Origin of the sequence: Rhodococcus sp. HNM0563 (assembly GCF_012726195.1) — a bacterium.
Lineage (GTDB): Bacteria > Actinomycetota > Actinomycetes > Mycobacteriales > Mycobacteriaceae > Rhodococcus.
In genome coordinates, this window is record NZ_JAASAF010000011.1 from 79,722 (window position 1) to 94,597 (window position 14,876).

Genomic DNA, 14,876 nt, shown 5'->3' on the forward strand with positions numbered 1-14,876 from the left:
GAACTCTATCCCACCCCCCAACCACTATGATACGAATGGTCTCGTACAGATACCGTTGGTCTTCAAAGTCGGGGAGGTGCCGGTGGCCACACCCGGAACGGACACTGTCGAGATCGCCCGCTGGACCAGGGCCCAGTGGTGGATGCTGGCGGTGTCGTGCCTGGCGGTGGCGCTGGTGGTCGCGGCGATGGCGGCGTTGTATTCGGCGTTGCCGCAGATCGCGCTTGCGACCGGGGCCACCCAAGCCCAGCTGACCTGGATCGTCGACGGCTACACGCTGGTGCTGGCGTGTCTGGTGCTGCCCGCCGGCGCCGTCGGTGACCGTTACGGGCGCCGCGTGGTGCTGGTGGTGGGGTTGGTGGTGTTCGCCGCCGCCTCGGCGCTGCCGCTGCTGCTGTCCGACCCGGCCTGGTTGATCGCGACGCGCGCGCTGGCCGGGGCAGGCGCCGCGCTGGTGATGCCCTCGACGCTGTCGATCCTCACTGCAGGGTTCGCCCCCGCTCATCGCGGCCGGGCGGTGGGGATATGGGCCGGGGTCGCCGGATCCGGGGCGATACTGGGGATTCTCGGTGCCGGGGTGCTGCTCGAACGATGGTCGTGGCTATCGGTGTTCGTAGGGTTGACCGTGGCCGGGGCGGTGCTGGCGGGGTTGGCGTGCACCATCGCCGAGTCCCGCCAGCGCGAGCATCCGCAGGTGGACTGGGTGGGCGCGGTGGCGGTGGCGGTCGCTGTCGCGGCGATCGTGTTCGCCGTGATCGAGTTCCCCGCGCGCGGCTGGGCCGACCCGCTCGTCGCCGCCGCCGCCGGGGTCGGCGTGGCCGCGACGGCGGCCTTCGTGGTCGTCGAGCTGCGCTCGGCGGCGCCGCTGCTGGATGTGCGGTTGTTCGCCCGCCGTGGTTTCGGTGCCGGGTCGCTGTCGGTGACCATCCAGTTCCTGGTCACCTTCGGGGTATTCCTGCTGCTTGTGCAGTACCTGCAGCTGGTCTTCGGTTACGGGCCGCTGGCCTCGGCGCTGGCGTTGGCGCCGATGGTGGTGCCGCTGGTCGTGATCTCGGTGATCGCGCCGTGGCTGTCGAGCCTGGTCGGGTTACGGGTGATGACCGTGGCCGGCCTGCTCACCATCGCCGCCGGGCTGGTGCTGGTGAGCCGGCTGACACTCGCCGCGCACTACCTCGACCTGCTGTGGCCGCTGCTGATCATGAGCGCGGGCCTGGGATTGTGCACCGCGCCGGCGACCTATGCCATCGTCGCCGACACCCCCGAGGCCAAACACGGGGTCGCCGCCGCGGTCAACGACGCCGCCCGCGAGATCGGCGCCGCGATCGGGATCGCCGTGGCCGGCAGCGTGCTGGCCGCCGGCTACACCCACCGCATCCAGCCCGCCCTGCCCCAGTTGCCCGAGCCCGCCCGCGGCCCGGTCGCCGATTCCCTGGCCGCGGCGCTGCAGGTCGCCGACCAGGCCGGACCGGTGGCCGCACCGCTGGCCGAGTTCGCCAAGGCCGCGTTCGTGCACGGCAGCGGCCAGGCCGCGCTCGCCCTGGCCGCCCTCACCACCGTCGGGGCGATCGTGCTGGCAGTACTGGCCCCCGGCCGCGCACCACGCCGCCGATACATCTCGACCATTTCCCCCGCAAAACACGCTCCCTTCTCGTGAAAGACGCCCGTCATGACGGCCTATCGCACGATCATCGTCGACACCGACGGATCCGACCGCTCCTACCGTGTGGTCGACCACGCCGCCGAACTCGCCCACGCCACCCACGCCCGGCTCCTGATCATCTGCGCCCGCCACCCCATCGACGCACGTGAGCTCGGGGCGGACCTCGACCGGCTCGGACCCGACGCCTACCAGCTACGCGGCACCACTCCCACCGAGGCCATCCTGCGGACCGCCCACCAGCACGCCCTCACCCACAACACACCCCCACACACCGATAACACCCCCTGACCTGTTCCGTAACCGGATCGGCCACCGGAACACCACGCAGAGCCAACGTCGGCCCAGCTCACCGGTGTTCCGTAGAGGTGTTCCGCTGACTGTGCCGGTCAGCCCCCGCTATCTGGAACACTTTCGGCATGGGTGAGCCGTTCCGCGTCGGATACTGCCGCTGCTCCACCGACGAACAAGACGTCGAGATCCAAACCGAGCAGCTATTGGCGCTCGGAGTGCCGCGTGAGCGGATCTTCATCGACAAAGGGTTCTCCGGGACCACCCGCAAGAACCGGGCCGGGCTCGACAACGCACTCGCCGCCGTCACCTCCGCCGCGGCGGCCATCGACGGGCGACAGGTAGTGCTGACCACGCCGAAGTTCGACCGATTCGCACGCAACATGGCCGAAGCAGGCCAGACCCTGACCGAACTGCGCGAGCGCGAGGTGCTGTTCGGACTCGGGAGCTCGATCTACGACTGGAACGACCCGTTCGGCAAGCTCTTCCTGCAAACCTTGGCCATGGTCGCCGAATTCGAGGCCAACCTCAACCACCTACGCACCCGCGAGGGCATGGCCAAGGCCCGCGCGAAAGGCAGGCTCAAGGGCAAGCAGCCGAAACTTCCTCTCACGGCACGGAAAACAATCCACCGCCGCTACCACGACCCCGCCGACGACGCGAGCCTGGCGGACCTGGCCGAGGAATACAGCGTCGGCCGCTCCACCATCCACCGCATCGTCAGCAGTGCTGCACCACGAGCCTGAGAATTCACCAGCCTGTCGTCAGGATCCCGCTACTTTGCACTTCCTGACAACCTTGGGTTGCGGGCCCTTACGTCCCACACGAGTTCTGGCCCGAATCGGATCGTCGGCGAGCTGGGCGGATACGCCGCGCCCGCCAGGAGCCGGTGGCGAGACAGACGATCGTTTCGACCCAACAGGCCGAGCGGATCACCGACCGGGCACTACGCCATATCCGCCCGATTTTCGGCAAATGCTACGGCTACCCCGATCAGTCAGCGCAGCTTCGGGTGGAGAACGTTCGTGGTCCCATTCGGCTCATGAATCGTCGACGCCCGCCGCTCCTGCTGCAGGGCTGTGCCCCGCGCTCCCGGAGCCTCACGGGCGCCGGCGCGATCCGGCTACCCGCAGAACAGGGCCGCTCGCGCCCGCAGCAGCTCCGGGTCGCCGTCGATCAGGCTGGCCGGAGCGTGCCCTTCGACGGTGGTCATCCACCAGCGGGCTACCGCCCATCCATCACCGTGCTCGGTGACCTGTCGGTTGACCTCGGCAACCACGGGGTGGACCCGCGCCCGCTCGACGTCGAACTGGAACGCCGGGAACAGAAATCGTCCCTGCACTTCCAGTCCGACGATCTCCCCGCGCGACCGCAACCGCGATGCGACGACCCGGTTGCTCGATCCGCGCGCACCCACGGCTTCGGCGACCTCCACCGCGGTGAACAAGGGCTGGCTGAGCACAACGTTCTGTTCCGCGATCTCGGCGCGGGCCGCGGCGAGGGCCTGCTCGACGAGCTGTCCGACGCCGGCCTCGGTGACTGCGGTCAGCGTCGGCCCCATCGACAGCAGGGTGGCGAGTTGGTCGCGGACGGCCTCGAAGGTGGGGCGGCGGTCGAGCTCGGTGAGGATCGCGCGCACGAACTCCGAATCGCTGAGGTCGGCGAGCTGGTCGCGCGGCGGCATGCGGTCCCTTCGTCGTCCAGTGGTAGCGGTGGCTACGCAATCTTGCCCCGTTGCGCGCGTTGCACCTACTCGATCACCTCTCGACCCCCTCCCTCGGGCGGACGGGACACCGAAACCACAGGTAAATCCGGTCGGGGAACAGGGAGAGAAGTTCGTGTGTGATGGGATCAACGATCCGGGAGGGCCACGTCGATGCCCCTCACAGCGCGGCGAGCGGCGCCGCGAATACCGGCGGGCGCTGTACGCGGCGCAGAAGGCCGCCGCCGTCGTCGACCCCACCGGCCCCGACCCGGACGACACCGTCCTGGTGGGGGAGTCCACGGCCGAACTCATCGCCGCCGCCCGCCAGACCGTCGATGACGCCTACGCCGCGTACACCGCCAACCCCACCGTGGAGTCGGTGCGCCGCTACGAGGCCGCTGTCCGCGACGCCGGCGCACTCATCGCCAGCCAGGTCGACGCCGAGATCGCCGGCCGACTCGACCCGACCGAACTCGGCCGAATCGACGCGGCCCGAGCCCACGTCAAAGAGATGCTCGCGCAGCAGATCACCGCGAAGCGCGCAGTCGAGCAGAAGATCCACGACCTGACCACCGAGATGCGCCGGCTGCCCCCGGTCGAACGCGTCGAGCGGCTAGCCCAGATTCGGGAGATGACCGACGAATTCAACTCCCGCACCGCGGCGATCCGCGCCGCCAGCACCGAGGTCGACAACCTCGAGCTGCGCCGCGGCGCCGAGGAAGGACGCATCGCCGCCGAAGTCCTGGGCCGCTACCGCGAGTACGGCACTGTCGTCCCCGACGTTCATCCGATGACCACCGCCCGCGCCCAGTCGGTCACCGCAAACGCCGCCACCGCGTTCCCCTCCGCATGGATGAAAGACTCGTCGGAGAACACCCGGCTGTTGGTGAAAGAGTCCAAGGCCCGCGCCTACTACCAGCACATATCGATGGTTCGAATCAGCGACACCACCGACTACCCCTACAGTGACGACCGTGCCAGCGAGCCGACCTGGGCGACCCGAAAGGCGATGCCCCCGGCACCCGACAAGTCACCGGTCGACCGGATGCGGGAACTGGACTGGCCCGACGGCACCAGCCCCAAGTGGGTCGCTGTCCGCGACCCCGAGACCCGTCGCTGGGGGTGGAAGCTGCGCATGACCAATAACGCGGTCGCGGTGATGTCCGAACTCCGGGTACCCACCTCCGTCGCCGGCCCCGATGAGACGAGGCGCGTCGCCATCCACGAGATGTCGCACCGCATGGAAGCGATCAACCCACGTATCGGGCCCGCCTGCTTGAGCTTCCGCGATCGCCGCACCAGCAACCCTGACGGCACCCTGCACCCGCTCCGGAAGTACGCGAAGAACGAGGTCGTGCGCCCCGACGAGTTCGTCGACGCCTATGTCGGCAAGGACTACAAGTCGGAGGTGCACAGCGAGGTGATGTCGATGGGCATGGAGTCGGTGTTCGGGGGATCCCACGGGGGACTCCAGGGACACCACGGGTACCGCGCCGACCCGGAGCATCGGAACCTGATCTTCGGGCTCTGCGTCACCGCCTGAACTCCGGCTGTCGCGCCTGCAACAGGGTGGGTTTTCGTTTCTAACGTCTCAATCGACCGAAATCGACTGAGACAGTAGAAACTAAGGGGAATTCACGATGGCGCACCTCCCGTACACCGCCACCCACCGACCGGCCGCCTCGGTGGTGCGCCACCGCACCCGCCTCGAGGTGGCGCGGCCACCGGCCCCGGCCACACTCGAGGAGGAGCTCCTCGCGAGCCTGGACGAGTGGATGGCACACCACCCGACCGCGGCCAGCATCGTCGCCGGCGTCAGCGGCGTCGCACTGATGTTCCTCGTCGCCTACGCAGTGGTCGCGTCGAGCATCTGACACCGCCCGCGGCGCCTCGACACCTGCACCGATACCAGTGAACCCACGGCACCGTCGGGGCATCTTCGCGCCACCACCACACCACCGCGGGGACCATCGCAGCGTCCACGGCAGAACCAAGGGCCTGCCGATGACCACCGTTGACGACGTAGTTTGGCTTCCCGCCGAGCTGTTTCTCCTCCAAGCGCTTACCCCGCGCCCAGGCGGGCAGGTGAGAGGTGGGCTGTCCGCGGATCGCCGGCAGGCGCATCGGGGAAACCCGCTGGCTGCGTGGGTATCCCCCGGCCAGCCGCGGGCGAACTGTGAGTGCAACACCCGCCGACCCTCATCGGCAAAGTCGTTCCCGACAGCACCGAGAACGACCGAAAGAGGTTGCCCGCCATGCCCGCTCCCGTGATCCCCACCAAGTCCAACTTCGCTGAGATTCACGGCATCGACACCGAGACCGGCTACCTCGTCGACGTCGACGGCGCGTTCCTCGGCGTGGACCCGGCCATCACCGCCACCAAGCACAAGCTGTTCATCTCCGCCGCGACCGCTGCCGCCCACCTGCTGCGCGCCCGCCCCGCCGCTGGCACCGCCACCGTGTGGAGCCGCAGCCACCAGCGCCTGTGGGACGCGATGAACATCGATCTCGGGCAACTCCGCGGTCACGTCCACCACGACGCCACCCGCTGGCTGCGCGACGCAATCGACCAGGCCCGCGTCGAGCGTCGCCTTCGCGAGAATGGCCAGCCCCTGCCCCCGCGCAACGCGATCTACATCAAGGCCCTGGCCAGCGAGATTCGCCTCGCGGAGCGCTCCGTCGCCCATCTGGCCGCCTGACCCCGCTGCGCCCCGACCTGACCCTTCGGACGGGGCGCAGCGGCCTCCAACCACCCATCTCACTTCGCCCGCCCAGGAGTCCGCATGAGCGATCAGCCACGTATCCGCGTCACCATCACCGAGACCATCGTCTACGAGCGCAGCTACACGCCCGAAGAGATCGCCGAGGCCGCCCCCGGACTCGGCGGCCTCACGCCCGGCGAGATCGTCACCGTCATCAACGACCACGGCGACTCCGAGGGGCACTTGCACGAGGACATGGAGCGCCACAACGAGGTCACCGGCGCAGTCGCTGAGGCGGTCCTCATCCACGTGTGACCAGCACCGCCGGCCCGTCGCTGGGAACTGCGCACGGGCTTGCCGGGCCGGAGCGCTGTCCGTCTGTTCCCGAGGGTTCGCCTCGCTTCGGGGAATGTCACAAGTTTTCGTGGCTGTGGCTGTGCAACACGTGGAGAGGTTCCGTCATACGTTTTGCGCATCGGATCTGCTCACACCCCCGCATTGAATGGAGAGCCACGGTGCACACACATACCGATAAGGCCGAACTTGATCTTGTTGCTGCGGTGCTGCTCGTCGTACCCGAGGCAACCACCATCACCCTGGAGCTCGCGGAGTTCACCGAAGTCCCCACGTGGGACACGATGGCTGTGCTCACCGTCGGAATGTACGGTGCGCTCGACGCGCTCGAACTCGACGCAGACGTCATCGCAGCGTTCTCCGCAGCGCATCCGCCAACAGGCCGGTACGTCATCGACATCGACGCCGCCCTCACCGCGCCCCTCGCCCCGCCGATCCCGCTGCCTCTGCCAGCTCCGACCGTCGAACCGATTGAGTGCCCGCGGGCGGCGTCGTGACCCAGCCGAGGCTCGCACACGCGACCGAGTGGGGGCGGATGTACGGCCGGTTTGTGGGGGACCTGCCGCGCGTGCCCTCGATCACGACCGTTCTGGGGGAGGCCCCGGACACTCTGCACGGCTGGCACGCCCGAGTCGCGGCCGACGCGATGAAGGCGTACCTCGACGGCGGTGACGCACTGGCCCGGTATCCGCACGTGATCGCCGCCATCGACGAAGCCCGCGCCCGCAACCGCGACGTGGACCGCGCAGCGCGCAAAGCGGTCGCAGGGACTGGTGCTTGGTTGGCCGACCAGGCGGCTGAGCGGGGCGATCGTGTGCACGACTACGCCGAACAGGTCGCCCGCTACTACCTCGGAGTCGGCACTCTCGACGAGATCACCGAAGCCCGGGATCGACTCGCCGCGCACAACGAACTCGGCTACGCCGCGCAGTTCGATGACTGGGTGATGAGATACCAGGTCCGGCCCGTCTTCTGCGAAGCGACGGTCTGGAATCACGACACTGGGGGATACGCCGGCACCATCGACATCGGATTCGAGACGAACGGTCTGATGATCATCGGCGACTACAAGTCGAAGGAATCGTTCGACAACCGCCCCAAGCGACTGGACCCCAAGGTCGGGCTACAGCTCGTGGCGGGGATGAACGCGCAGGAGTACTGCACCGACCCGCAGGCCCCCGGTATGTGGGAACCGTGGCGTTGGGGGAAGCCCGCGATGCTCGTCGGCATCGGCATTTCGGACACGGGCGTCGACGTCCAACGGATCAACCCCAACCTCCACGATCTGCTGTGGACGAAGTTCCAGCGACTGCGGGCACTGTGGCAGTCCCACCACGACGTCGACATGGCCGACGTCCTGTCTCCGCTGCGGCCCCCACCATCCGCCGCCCGATGGCCGGACGAAACCCTGGTCCCTCTCAACCTAGGCTCAGCAGGTGCCGCTGCATGACCCGTCGAGCCCCCCGGTCGAACCCGGGGGCTCGACCTCACGGCAGATGCGCTGTCCAGGGGCCTCCAGTGAGTGCCCGTGTCGTCCAAGAACATCGGTTGAAGCCAAGCGGAACGACACTCCCAACCGGAACTGATCGAGTGTCCGGACCAGGCCGCCCAGCACCCGCACAGACCGTGAAGGCGCAGGACAGTGCCATTGGAGAAACGCGCGAGCCGTTTCCAGTTTGATGCATCTATCCCATTACTCTCATGGGTGCGTTACGACACGACAGCTGGAGGATGAGAGTGGGTCAGCCGAACAAGGGACGGTTTCTCGACCGCCCGACCCCTTGGGTAGACCCACCCGCGCCGGGACCGACAGTCGTCATCGACATCGATGGCCCACTGGCCAACATGGACGAGTTCGCGCACCTGATTCAGGCCCCCAAGTACAAGGACCGGGACTGGAAGGCCTTCCACAGCCACTTCGGCGACGCCGCGCTCAACCGAGCTGGCGGGCGCCTCGTCCGTGACCTCGTCGACGCAGGCTTCACCATCGCGTACACCACCACGCGTCTCGACACCTTCATGCAGACCACGGACTACTGGATCCGGCAGAAGTCCCTGCCTCCGGGACATATCGAGTGCCGCGACTTCTGGACCGACGGCACCGTCCGCCCGTCCCTCGACATCAAGCGCCGGCATTGGTGGAAGTGGGTCGACAAGTACGAGGACCAGTCACCGGTCGTGGCCTGGATCGACGACGGTCCCGAAGCTGTCGCGATGCTCGCCGAGCAGGGCTGTCCTGTATGGAAGTTCGACCAGCTCGTCGTCGAGCACCTCGCCGACAACCTGTTGTCGGTCATCGAGCGCGGACCCCGCCCCGCGGACGAGCTCGCCAAGCAGCGCGCCGAAGCCCGCCCGATCTTCGACGAGGCCGAAGCGGAGCACCAGCGCAAGCACAAGAAGTGGCAGCAGGCACATGTCGCCCGAATGAAGCAGCGGCACAAGGAACGCCGCCAACGACGCGCCCAGTCGTAACCGGCCGCCGCCGACCGGTTGTCCTCGTTGACACCGACACCGGCATCGATGACGCACTCGCACTGCTGACCGTGCTCGCCTACCCCGCAGAGTTGATCGGAGTGGGCACCGTCTTCGGCAACTGCACCGGGAAGCAAGCCGCCGCAAACGCGATCACCGTCCTGGCCGCCGCCGGCCGCACCGACATCGCGGTCACCATCGGATCGCCGCGGACCGGACCCGCACCCACCACACCATCCCCACACGGCGCTGACGGTCTCGGAGACGCCGGGATGAGTCCCCCACCGGCATCACCCCAGCCGATGACAGTGCCGTCGACCAGATCCTGCGCGCAGGTGAATGCTCCGGACCCCGGTATCCCTGAACTTCTCGAGGAGCAGCAGCTGCTCGTGCACGTCCCGCGGATCCGGATCAGTCAGATAGGTGGCAGGTGTCCCGAAGTACGACGAAATCGCTTCGAGGACCGCAGGGGAGGCGGTGGGCTGTTCGCCACTGCGCAGTGCGTCCACCGTGGCCGCGTCAAGAGGAACCCCGAAGCAGTGACCGCGGCAGCGACGTCAGCGGACGATGCCTCCGCGACCTCGGGCCGATGCCAGACCCGGAACAGCAAAGACAGACGGTCTGACAACGAAATCGCCGCAGGTTGATCGGCAGTCGACATCGCTCATCATCTCCTTCTGACCTGCAGCGTCGGAGTCCCCGGACCAGAAAACACTATGTGACATCTCGCCTTGCTGGGGATCCACACAGGTCAGCGCGCCGACAAGTAGCGGTGGAACACGGCCGCGCCGCGTTCATAGCGTTGGCGTCGAATCCAACCCGCCGAGTTCACGCAGGAGAACTGCATGACCACCATCGCTGGCCTCGAGGCTCGCCTCACGAAGCTCTACGACGAGCACTCCAATGCGGATCTCGAGATCGAGACGACCAGCATGGCGCTGATCGCCGCGCTGCTGCGCGAAGCGGTCCCGACCGCGACGCACCTGCTGCTCGACTGGGGCGACCAGGGCCCGCACCACGACCTCGCCGATGTCACCGCCGCTGACGGCATGTCACTGATGGAGCAGGTTGAGGAGCGGGCGGAGGACGTCGCGGTGTACGTGACGAACCTGCGCGGCGCCATCGCCGACCGTTTCGAACCGATCAACCCCGAAGGCGGGGTCTACCGCGTCGAACTCGCCCGCTTCTGAGTTCAGTCGCTGTTCCGGCGGGGCTGCTCCAGGGGAGCGGCCCCGCCCACTGCGATCCGGCGAACCAGCGGCACTGCTCGCTCTCGGCGGCCGCACGTCACCGTAGCCATCGCCTGCCGCCCAAGAGGCCGGAGGCCTACGCCCAGTCCTCGGAAAGCACGACATCGATGCGTCCCGCTTGGGAATGCTCGATCAAGATCCCTACGACGTCGCCGCAGCACCGACGTCAGGCTGTCCGGGATCCGGCCCGCCCCCGTAGGGGCAGCCGGCCTTCCCGAGGTCACCCCCAGGTGATGCGGTCGGCCCCGTTCTCGATCGCCCAGACCGCAAGGTCGTGCAGCTGAGTGAGACGACGACTGTCATAGCCCTCGGCGCGGCCGCAGTCGATCATCCGAGGTGTGATCGCGCGCGCCGGTACACCAGCGGACGCGGGTGCGGCCAGCGCGAGGAGGGTGCGTCCGAGGAACTGCTCGCACGAATCCTCACCCCACAGCTCGTCCTCACCAGCGAGCGGCAGCTCACCAATCTCGCCCGCCCCGACGACGTCGCCCGCGCCGAGCCCCGGGAGCAGACCGAGCAACCGCAGCAGGTGACGTGCGTTCGCATTCGACGTATTCACCCACGGAATCTCCTGGTCGCCGTGCACAGGCTCGACCATGTACGCCCCGTAAGCGCGAACCGTCTCGGGATCGGTGCAGCCGGGCAGCGGCTCACGGGTGGTCTCGAGCTCGGAAACGCGGGCGTACGCGGCCTCCCGGGTGGTGTGCCGCTCCCGGCCACCTTCACCGTCGGTGACGTCGAAGCCGGTGGGCTCGATCTCGGGGGTGAAGGTGACCGACATGCTGCCTCCTGAGGGCTGGTGGTTCGGCGATTCCGAACCGGTGCAACCACTTTCGCTTCTAGCTCTGGCCGGTGTTGCACATGCATTCGGGCGCTCTCGGGGCACACGGCCGGCTGGGGTGTCGGTCAGCCAACGACGAACCCGACCAGTTCCGGAAGCACGACGTCGTCCGGTCGGTCGACCAGTCGCAGACCGTCCCGGCGAACCGGTGAGCCCCCCGCGTAGTACGTCAGCACCTGCGCGGCCAGCGCCCGTGTGGCCTCCTCGCGAGTCCGGGTTCGGCCGCGGCGCAGCCGAATGTCGGCGTCGAACACGACGGTGGTGTCGTGCACCGAGACCCGCCCCTCGTCGATCGTCGGGACGCCGGCCATGTTCGCTGCCCACGCGTACCCCACGACCTGCTCGAGGTAGGCCACCGCATCCTCGTCGGGCTCGTCGTCGAAGATCACCCCGAATCGGGTGTACCTGTCGAAGTCGACACCGGATGCGCTGAGCGGGCGCAACACGGCACCGCCCCGCCAGACGGGGAGCTGCTGCCGCATGTTCGGTCGGATGACTGTCATGCCCGACCACCGAGCGCAAGCGGCTGCACACCCAGCCCGTAGACGTCATTGATCGCCTCCTGCACCCACTCGACGCTGTCGGGATCGGTGCATGCCGAGAGCATCGTCGCGAGCGCCACCTCGAGCCCGAGCCCGGCATCGAGGACCTTCTGCGTGACGAGCAGGTCCGCGATCTGCGGCACCCAGCATCCGAGCCCGCCGTCGTTCTTCTCCTCGGCGTTGCGGGTGTGCAGGTTGCGGGCGACCTTGATCAGCTTCGGGTCTACCCCGGCTGCCTCCGCGGCGGTGAAGTCCGCGGCAACCTCGATCGCGATGGGGAACCGCCGCTTGATCGCGTCATCGAGCGGGCGGACGCCCTGGCCGTACTCGTTGTAGCCGATGACCATCCAGAACCCGTCAGCGGCGACGACCGGCTCGGAACCGGGCAGATCGTCGATGTTCAGGGTGCGGCGCCCGTCGGCCACCGACATGAGCACGGCCATGGTCTCGGACGGCACGCGGGAGGCCTCGTCGAGGAAGAACACCTTGCCTTCGCGCATCGCCCGGGTCAGCGGACCGTCACGCCATTCGAACCCGCCGTCGGGCAGCGGGAGGTACTGGCCGACGAAGTGCGAGACGTTGGTGTCGCCGTGGCCCTGCATCACGACAAGATCAGTGCCGAACGCGCCGTAGGGGACGGTGGACTTGCCGCCGCCGGCGGGGCCGTGCAGGCGCACGAAAAGGTCGGGCGAGTTGGCGCGCAGGTGCCGCATGAGGGCGACGTCGGTGTGCCCGGCGACCTGCCGCGGGTACATCGTGTGCCCGTTCGGCAGCACGATCCCGTTGCGCTCGCTGGGGTCGACGGTCAGGCCGGTCACCCGGGCCGCCGACGGTGCCGCAGTGGCAGCGGAGGCAGATACCGGCATTGGGGAGAGGGCCTGAGCGACCACGGCCTCGACGGTCGAGACGTCAGCCGACAGCACAGCGTTCTCGCCCTGAGCGACGGCGACCAGCTCGGCGGGGTCGATCTCACCGATCGCTGCGACGTCGAATGCGACCGGCCCGGCGAGCACCGTGTCATAGCTGCCCTTGGAGCACTTCTTCGTCCACACATCGGCCATCGCGGCGACCGCGGTGTCGACCGAGGCGTACTGCTTATTGGACTGAACGCGCATCCGGTTGCCAACCCAGTTGGCGAAGCCTCCGGAGGCGGTGGCGAATCGGAACGACGAGCCGTCGCGGTACACGAATGCCGCGTACACCTTCTGCTCCGGGCTATTCGGATCCTGGACGGCGAATCCGGCGACGGTCGTGGTCATGGCGTGCTTCTCCTGGTGGTGTGGTCGTGATCGGTGTGCCACCAACGTATGGACCGCCACGCCAAGGTGTTTCAGACCTCGAAGGCGGTGTGATCGGGTTGCGCCGGCACCCCCTGGATGCCCACCGCGCCCCTCGCTCAGGCGCTCCCATGCGCGCGCATTCCCCGCGTTGGATGCGCGCTGTCCGCGGCGCGGAGATGGTCAACCCAGAAATTGGGATCACCGGTGCTGCAACACCTTCCGCGTGAAGTTCGTAGTGTCGGCAGCGTTCACGATCGCGAGATGACGAGGAGCAGGGGATGCACTACACCGATCTCAAAGGCGCACCCGCCGCAGGCGAAATCTGGGCGCCCGGCCCGAAGATGCACACCGTGTGGGTCCTCACCGCCGACGAGCCGACCGTCGTCGACACCCGCACCATGACCGAGATGCGCTACCTGGCCCCCGAGCTGGGCGTCCCGCATTCGAAGAGTGCCGTCGCCGCCGCGCGGAAGGTCCTCGACGACTGCCCCGGCTCCGGATACCCGCGCATCCCCAGGCCTCGCGATGCGGCGGAGGCGGCGGCTGTCGGCCACGCCCGTACCGTCATCGCAGAACGGCAGGCATTCGACAACGACTGGCATCAGCGCCAGATCCGCCGTGGTCAGCGCGCCCCACTGAGCAAGAAGGCGTGGGCGGACCTGTTCGCAGCGCACGTCGCCGAGTTCGCCGTCGACAGCCCGGACCTGTTCGCGGCCGCCGCCTGAGTCGCTGAACCAACGCCTCCGACCCGCGCAGTCGGAGGCGTTCGTTCGTTGTGGGACGCGATCAGGTGCAGCGACTGATGACATCCGCGTACGCACGCAGGTAGGAGAACGCCGGACCGTAGAACACCTCGGTCTCCCCGGTGCAGCCCATCGGATCGACCTCGGACAGACGCCTCCCAAGGTCGGCGGCATGGCGCTTCACCCTGGCCTCGGCATCGTCCAGGTCGGCGCTCCGCTGGCCGGCGCGCCGTACCGTCGAGAGCGGCACCTCGGACACCCAGCTGTTCGTGATCTCCCACCCGCGGACCTCGCGGTAGATGCGGCCGACCTGGACGATCCGGGCGTCATCGGAGCGCGTTGCCGCTGTCCGCCCGACCTTGACCCACCCCGAACTGAATTCGAGGACGTACAGCACGCCATCATTCGCGCGCCGAGTCCAGGGGACTTCCGACGGCCTGATCTCGCCGAACTGAACGTCATTGATGTCGACCACGAGGAACCCTAACCCGCACGATCCACCGCGTCGTGGCTCACCCCATCTCCGCAGATTCGATGTGAAACACCCTCGCAGTCAACGCCATAACGTCATCCCCATCAGCATGACGACACATCCACGGAGGAACACATGAGCAGTGCACGAGCCATCGACCAGCTCGAGGTCATCCACACCTACAGTCGCGCCAACGCGATCGCGGACGGTGTTCTGCACGACGTCACCGAGCTCGCCACCGAGCAGGGCATCCGGTACCCGGTCGCGATTGCGGCCCACGCGTGGGATGCCGCCGTGACCTGGGACGCCGCGAACGGTGCGATGCAGGACGAGACCGGCCGCCAGTGGGACGTCCTGACAATGGCGGCCGTGGCGTTGCGTCGCGCCAGTCGGCTCCGCCTGACGGGCTTGCAGGAGTTCACCGTGTACGTCGTTCCGAACCGCCGCGACGCTGAGGAACCTCAGCCGGTCACCCTCGGGATCTCCGTCGGTCCCGGCGACAACTACGAGCCGGTGCTGACGATCACGGCCCCAGTGGACCGCTGACGCCGTTCACGGCAGCACCTC

The 14,876-nt window shown here is 68.0% G+C and carries 19 protein-coding genes; 14 read left to right on the forward strand and 5 right to left on the reverse strand.

The window, feature by feature from the left end:
• The first annotated feature begins 82 nt into the window (after nucleotides 1-82).
• From HCA61_RS22245 to HCA61_RS22255, 3 genes are all read left to right on the forward strand, one after another.
• On the forward strand, nucleotides 83-1,654 hold the full coding sequence (locus HCA61_RS22245) for an MFS transporter (RefSeq protein WP_039583601.1): 1,572 nt from the start codon (nucleotides 83-85) through the stop codon (nucleotides 1,652-1,654).
• Nucleotides 1,655-1,666: 12 nt separating this feature from the next.
• On the forward strand, nucleotides 1,667-1,948 hold the full coding sequence (locus tag HCA61_RS22250; protein WP_225623914.1) for a universal stress protein: 282 nt from the start codon (nucleotides 1,667-1,669) through the stop codon (nucleotides 1,946-1,948).
• 128 nt (nucleotides 1,949-2,076) lie between these two features.
• Entirely contained in the window at nucleotides 2,077-2,694 is a 618-nt protein-coding gene (locus HCA61_RS22255; RefSeq protein ID WP_006553200.1) for a recombinase family protein, read from the forward strand.
• 377 nt (nucleotides 2,695-3,071) lie between these two features.
• On the opposite strand, the gene HCA61_RS22260 is transcribed toward HCA61_RS22255, so the two are convergent.
• On the reverse strand, nucleotides 3,072-3,632 hold the full coding sequence (locus HCA61_RS22260; protein ID WP_169690379.1) for a hypothetical protein: 561 nt from the start codon (nucleotides 3,630-3,632) through the stop codon (nucleotides 3,072-3,074).
• A gap of 154 nt (nucleotides 3,633-3,786) precedes the next feature.
• Between HCA61_RS22260 and HCA61_RS22265 the strand changes: the two genes are divergently transcribed.
• The 9 genes from HCA61_RS22265 (at nucleotide 3,787) to HCA61_RS22305 (ending at nucleotide 10,371) form a co-directional block, all read left to right on the forward strand.
• A complete protein-coding gene (locus HCA61_RS22265) occupies nucleotides 3,787-5,196 on the forward strand; it encodes a hypothetical protein (protein ID WP_169690380.1) in 1,410 nt (469 codons plus the stop codon).
• 97 nt (nucleotides 5,197-5,293) lie between these two features.
• The gene (locus HCA61_RS22270) at nucleotides 5,294-5,527 is read left to right on the forward strand and encodes a hypothetical protein (protein WP_169690381.1); all 234 of its coding nucleotides are present in this window, start codon (nucleotides 5,294-5,296) and stop codon (nucleotides 5,525-5,527) included.
• 381 nt (nucleotides 5,528-5,908) lie between these two features.
• A complete protein-coding gene (locus tag HCA61_RS22275) occupies nucleotides 5,909-6,352 on the forward strand; it encodes a hypothetical protein (protein ID WP_169690382.1) in 444 nt (147 codons plus the stop codon).
• Between the two features lie 84 nt (nucleotides 6,353-6,436).
• A complete protein-coding gene (locus tag HCA61_RS22280) occupies nucleotides 6,437-6,670 on the forward strand; it encodes a hypothetical protein (RefSeq protein ID WP_169690383.1) in 234 nt (77 codons plus the stop codon).
• 200 nt (nucleotides 6,671-6,870) lie between these two features.
• Nucleotides 6,871-7,206 carry a hypothetical protein gene (locus tag HCA61_RS22285; protein ID WP_169690384.1) on the forward strand — a complete coding sequence of 112 codons (336 nt, stop codon included), beginning with the start codon at nucleotides 6,871-6,873 and terminating at the stop codon, nucleotides 7,204-7,206.
• Nucleotides 7,203-8,159: a cytochrome gene (locus HCA61_RS22290; protein ID WP_169690385.1), complete on the forward strand. Its 957-nt coding sequence runs from the start codon at nucleotides 7,203-7,205 to the stop codon at nucleotides 8,157-8,159. Before HCA61_RS22285 ends, HCA61_RS22290 begins: the two co-directional genes overlap by 4 nt.
• 287 nt (nucleotides 8,160-8,446) lie before the next feature.
• A complete protein-coding gene (locus tag HCA61_RS22295) occupies nucleotides 8,447-9,181 on the forward strand; it encodes a hypothetical protein (RefSeq protein ID WP_346777628.1) in 735 nt (244 codons plus the stop codon).
• 71 nt (nucleotides 9,182-9,252) lie between these two features.
• The gene (locus HCA61_RS26915; protein WP_346777629.1) at nucleotides 9,253-9,828 is read left to right on the forward strand and encodes a nucleoside hydrolase; all 576 of its coding nucleotides are present in this window, start codon (nucleotides 9,253-9,255) and stop codon (nucleotides 9,826-9,828) included.
• Between the two features lie 198 nt (nucleotides 9,829-10,026).
• Nucleotides 10,027-10,371 carry a hypothetical protein gene (locus tag HCA61_RS22305; RefSeq protein ID WP_169690386.1) on the forward strand — a complete coding sequence of 115 codons (345 nt, stop codon included), beginning with the start codon at nucleotides 10,027-10,029 and terminating at the stop codon, nucleotides 10,369-10,371.
• A gap of 280 nt (nucleotides 10,372-10,651) precedes the next feature.
• Here HCA61_RS22305 and HCA61_RS22310 read toward each other — a convergent pair whose 3' ends face one another.
• The 3 genes from HCA61_RS22310 to HCA61_RS22320 all read right to left on the reverse strand — a co-directional run bounded on the left by HCA61_RS22310 (nucleotide 10,652) and on the right by HCA61_RS22320 (nucleotide 13,073).
• Nucleotides 10,652-11,212 (reverse strand): hypothetical protein, encoded by a 561-nt coding sequence (locus tag HCA61_RS22310; protein ID WP_169690387.1) that lies wholly within the window; start codon nucleotides 11,210-11,212, stop codon nucleotides 10,652-10,654.
• A gap of 125 nt (nucleotides 11,213-11,337) precedes the next feature.
• On the reverse strand, nucleotides 11,338-11,775 hold the full coding sequence (locus tag HCA61_RS22315) for a hypothetical protein (RefSeq protein ID WP_169690388.1): 438 nt from the start codon (nucleotides 11,773-11,775) through the stop codon (nucleotides 11,338-11,340).
• Nucleotides 11,772-13,073 carry an AAA family ATPase gene (locus HCA61_RS22320; RefSeq protein WP_169690389.1) on the reverse strand — a complete coding sequence of 434 codons (1,302 nt, stop codon included), beginning with the start codon at nucleotides 13,071-13,073 and terminating at the stop codon, nucleotides 11,772-11,774. The genes HCA61_RS22315 and HCA61_RS22320 overlap by 4 nt, the downstream gene beginning before the upstream one ends.
• 299 nt (nucleotides 13,074-13,372) lie before the next feature.
• Between HCA61_RS22320 and HCA61_RS22325 the strand changes: the two genes are divergently transcribed.
• Nucleotides 13,373-13,819: a hypothetical protein gene (locus HCA61_RS22325; protein ID WP_169690390.1), complete on the forward strand. Its 447-nt coding sequence runs from the start codon at nucleotides 13,373-13,375 to the stop codon at nucleotides 13,817-13,819.
• 61 nt (nucleotides 13,820-13,880) lie between these two features.
• Here HCA61_RS22325 and HCA61_RS22330 read toward each other — a convergent pair whose 3' ends face one another.
• Nucleotides 13,881-14,312 (reverse strand): hypothetical protein, encoded by a 432-nt coding sequence (locus HCA61_RS22330; RefSeq protein ID WP_169690391.1) that lies wholly within the window; start codon nucleotides 14,310-14,312, stop codon nucleotides 13,881-13,883.
• A gap of 132 nt (nucleotides 14,313-14,444) precedes the next feature.
• Between HCA61_RS22330 and HCA61_RS22335 the strand changes: the two genes are divergently transcribed.
• Entirely contained in the window at nucleotides 14,445-14,855 is a 411-nt protein-coding gene (locus tag HCA61_RS22335; RefSeq protein ID WP_169690392.1) for a DUF6573 family protein, read from the forward strand.
• Nucleotides 14,856-14,876 lie beyond the last annotated feature (21 nt).

Excerpts from the sequence above, each read along its gene's own strand:
- HCA61_RS22250 (WP_225623914.1), top strand. The coding sequence starts at position 1,667 with ATGACGGCCTATCGCACGATCATCGTCGACACCGACGGATCCGACCGC.
- HCA61_RS22255 (WP_006553200.1), top strand. The coding sequence starts at position 2,077 with ATGGGTGAGCCGTTCCGCGTCGGATACTGCCGCTGCTCCACCGACGAA.
- HCA61_RS22260 (WP_169690379.1), bottom strand. The coding sequence starts at position 3,632 with ATGCCGCCGCGCGACCAGCTCGCCGACCTCAGCGATTCGGAGTTCGTG.
- HCA61_RS22270 (WP_169690381.1), top strand. The coding sequence starts at position 5,294 with ATGGCGCACCTCCCGTACACCGCCACCCACCGACCGGCCGCCTCGGTG.
- HCA61_RS22275 (WP_169690382.1), top strand. The coding sequence starts at position 5,909 with ATGCCCGCTCCCGTGATCCCCACCAAGTCCAACTTCGCTGAGATTCAC.
- HCA61_RS22280 (WP_169690383.1), top strand. The coding sequence starts at position 6,437 with ATGAGCGATCAGCCACGTATCCGCGTCACCATCACCGAGACCATCGTC.
- HCA61_RS22305 (WP_169690386.1), top strand. The coding sequence starts at position 10,027 with ATGACCACCATCGCTGGCCTCGAGGCTCGCCTCACGAAGCTCTACGAC.
- HCA61_RS22310 (WP_169690387.1), bottom strand. The coding sequence starts at position 11,212 with ATGTCGGTCACCTTCACCCCCGAGATCGAGCCCACCGGCTTCGACGTC.
- HCA61_RS22315 (WP_169690388.1), bottom strand. The coding sequence starts at position 11,775 with ATGACAGTCATCCGACCGAACATGCGGCAGCAGCTCCCCGTCTGGCGG.
- HCA61_RS22320 (WP_169690389.1), bottom strand. The coding sequence starts at position 13,073 with ATGACCACGACCGTCGCCGGATTCGCCGTCCAGGATCCGAATAGCCCG.
- HCA61_RS22325 (WP_169690390.1), top strand. The coding sequence starts at position 13,373 with ATGCACTACACCGATCTCAAAGGCGCACCCGCCGCAGGCGAAATCTGG.
- HCA61_RS22335 (WP_169690392.1), top strand. The coding sequence starts at position 14,445 with ATGAGCAGTGCACGAGCCATCGACCAGCTCGAGGTCATCCACACCTAC.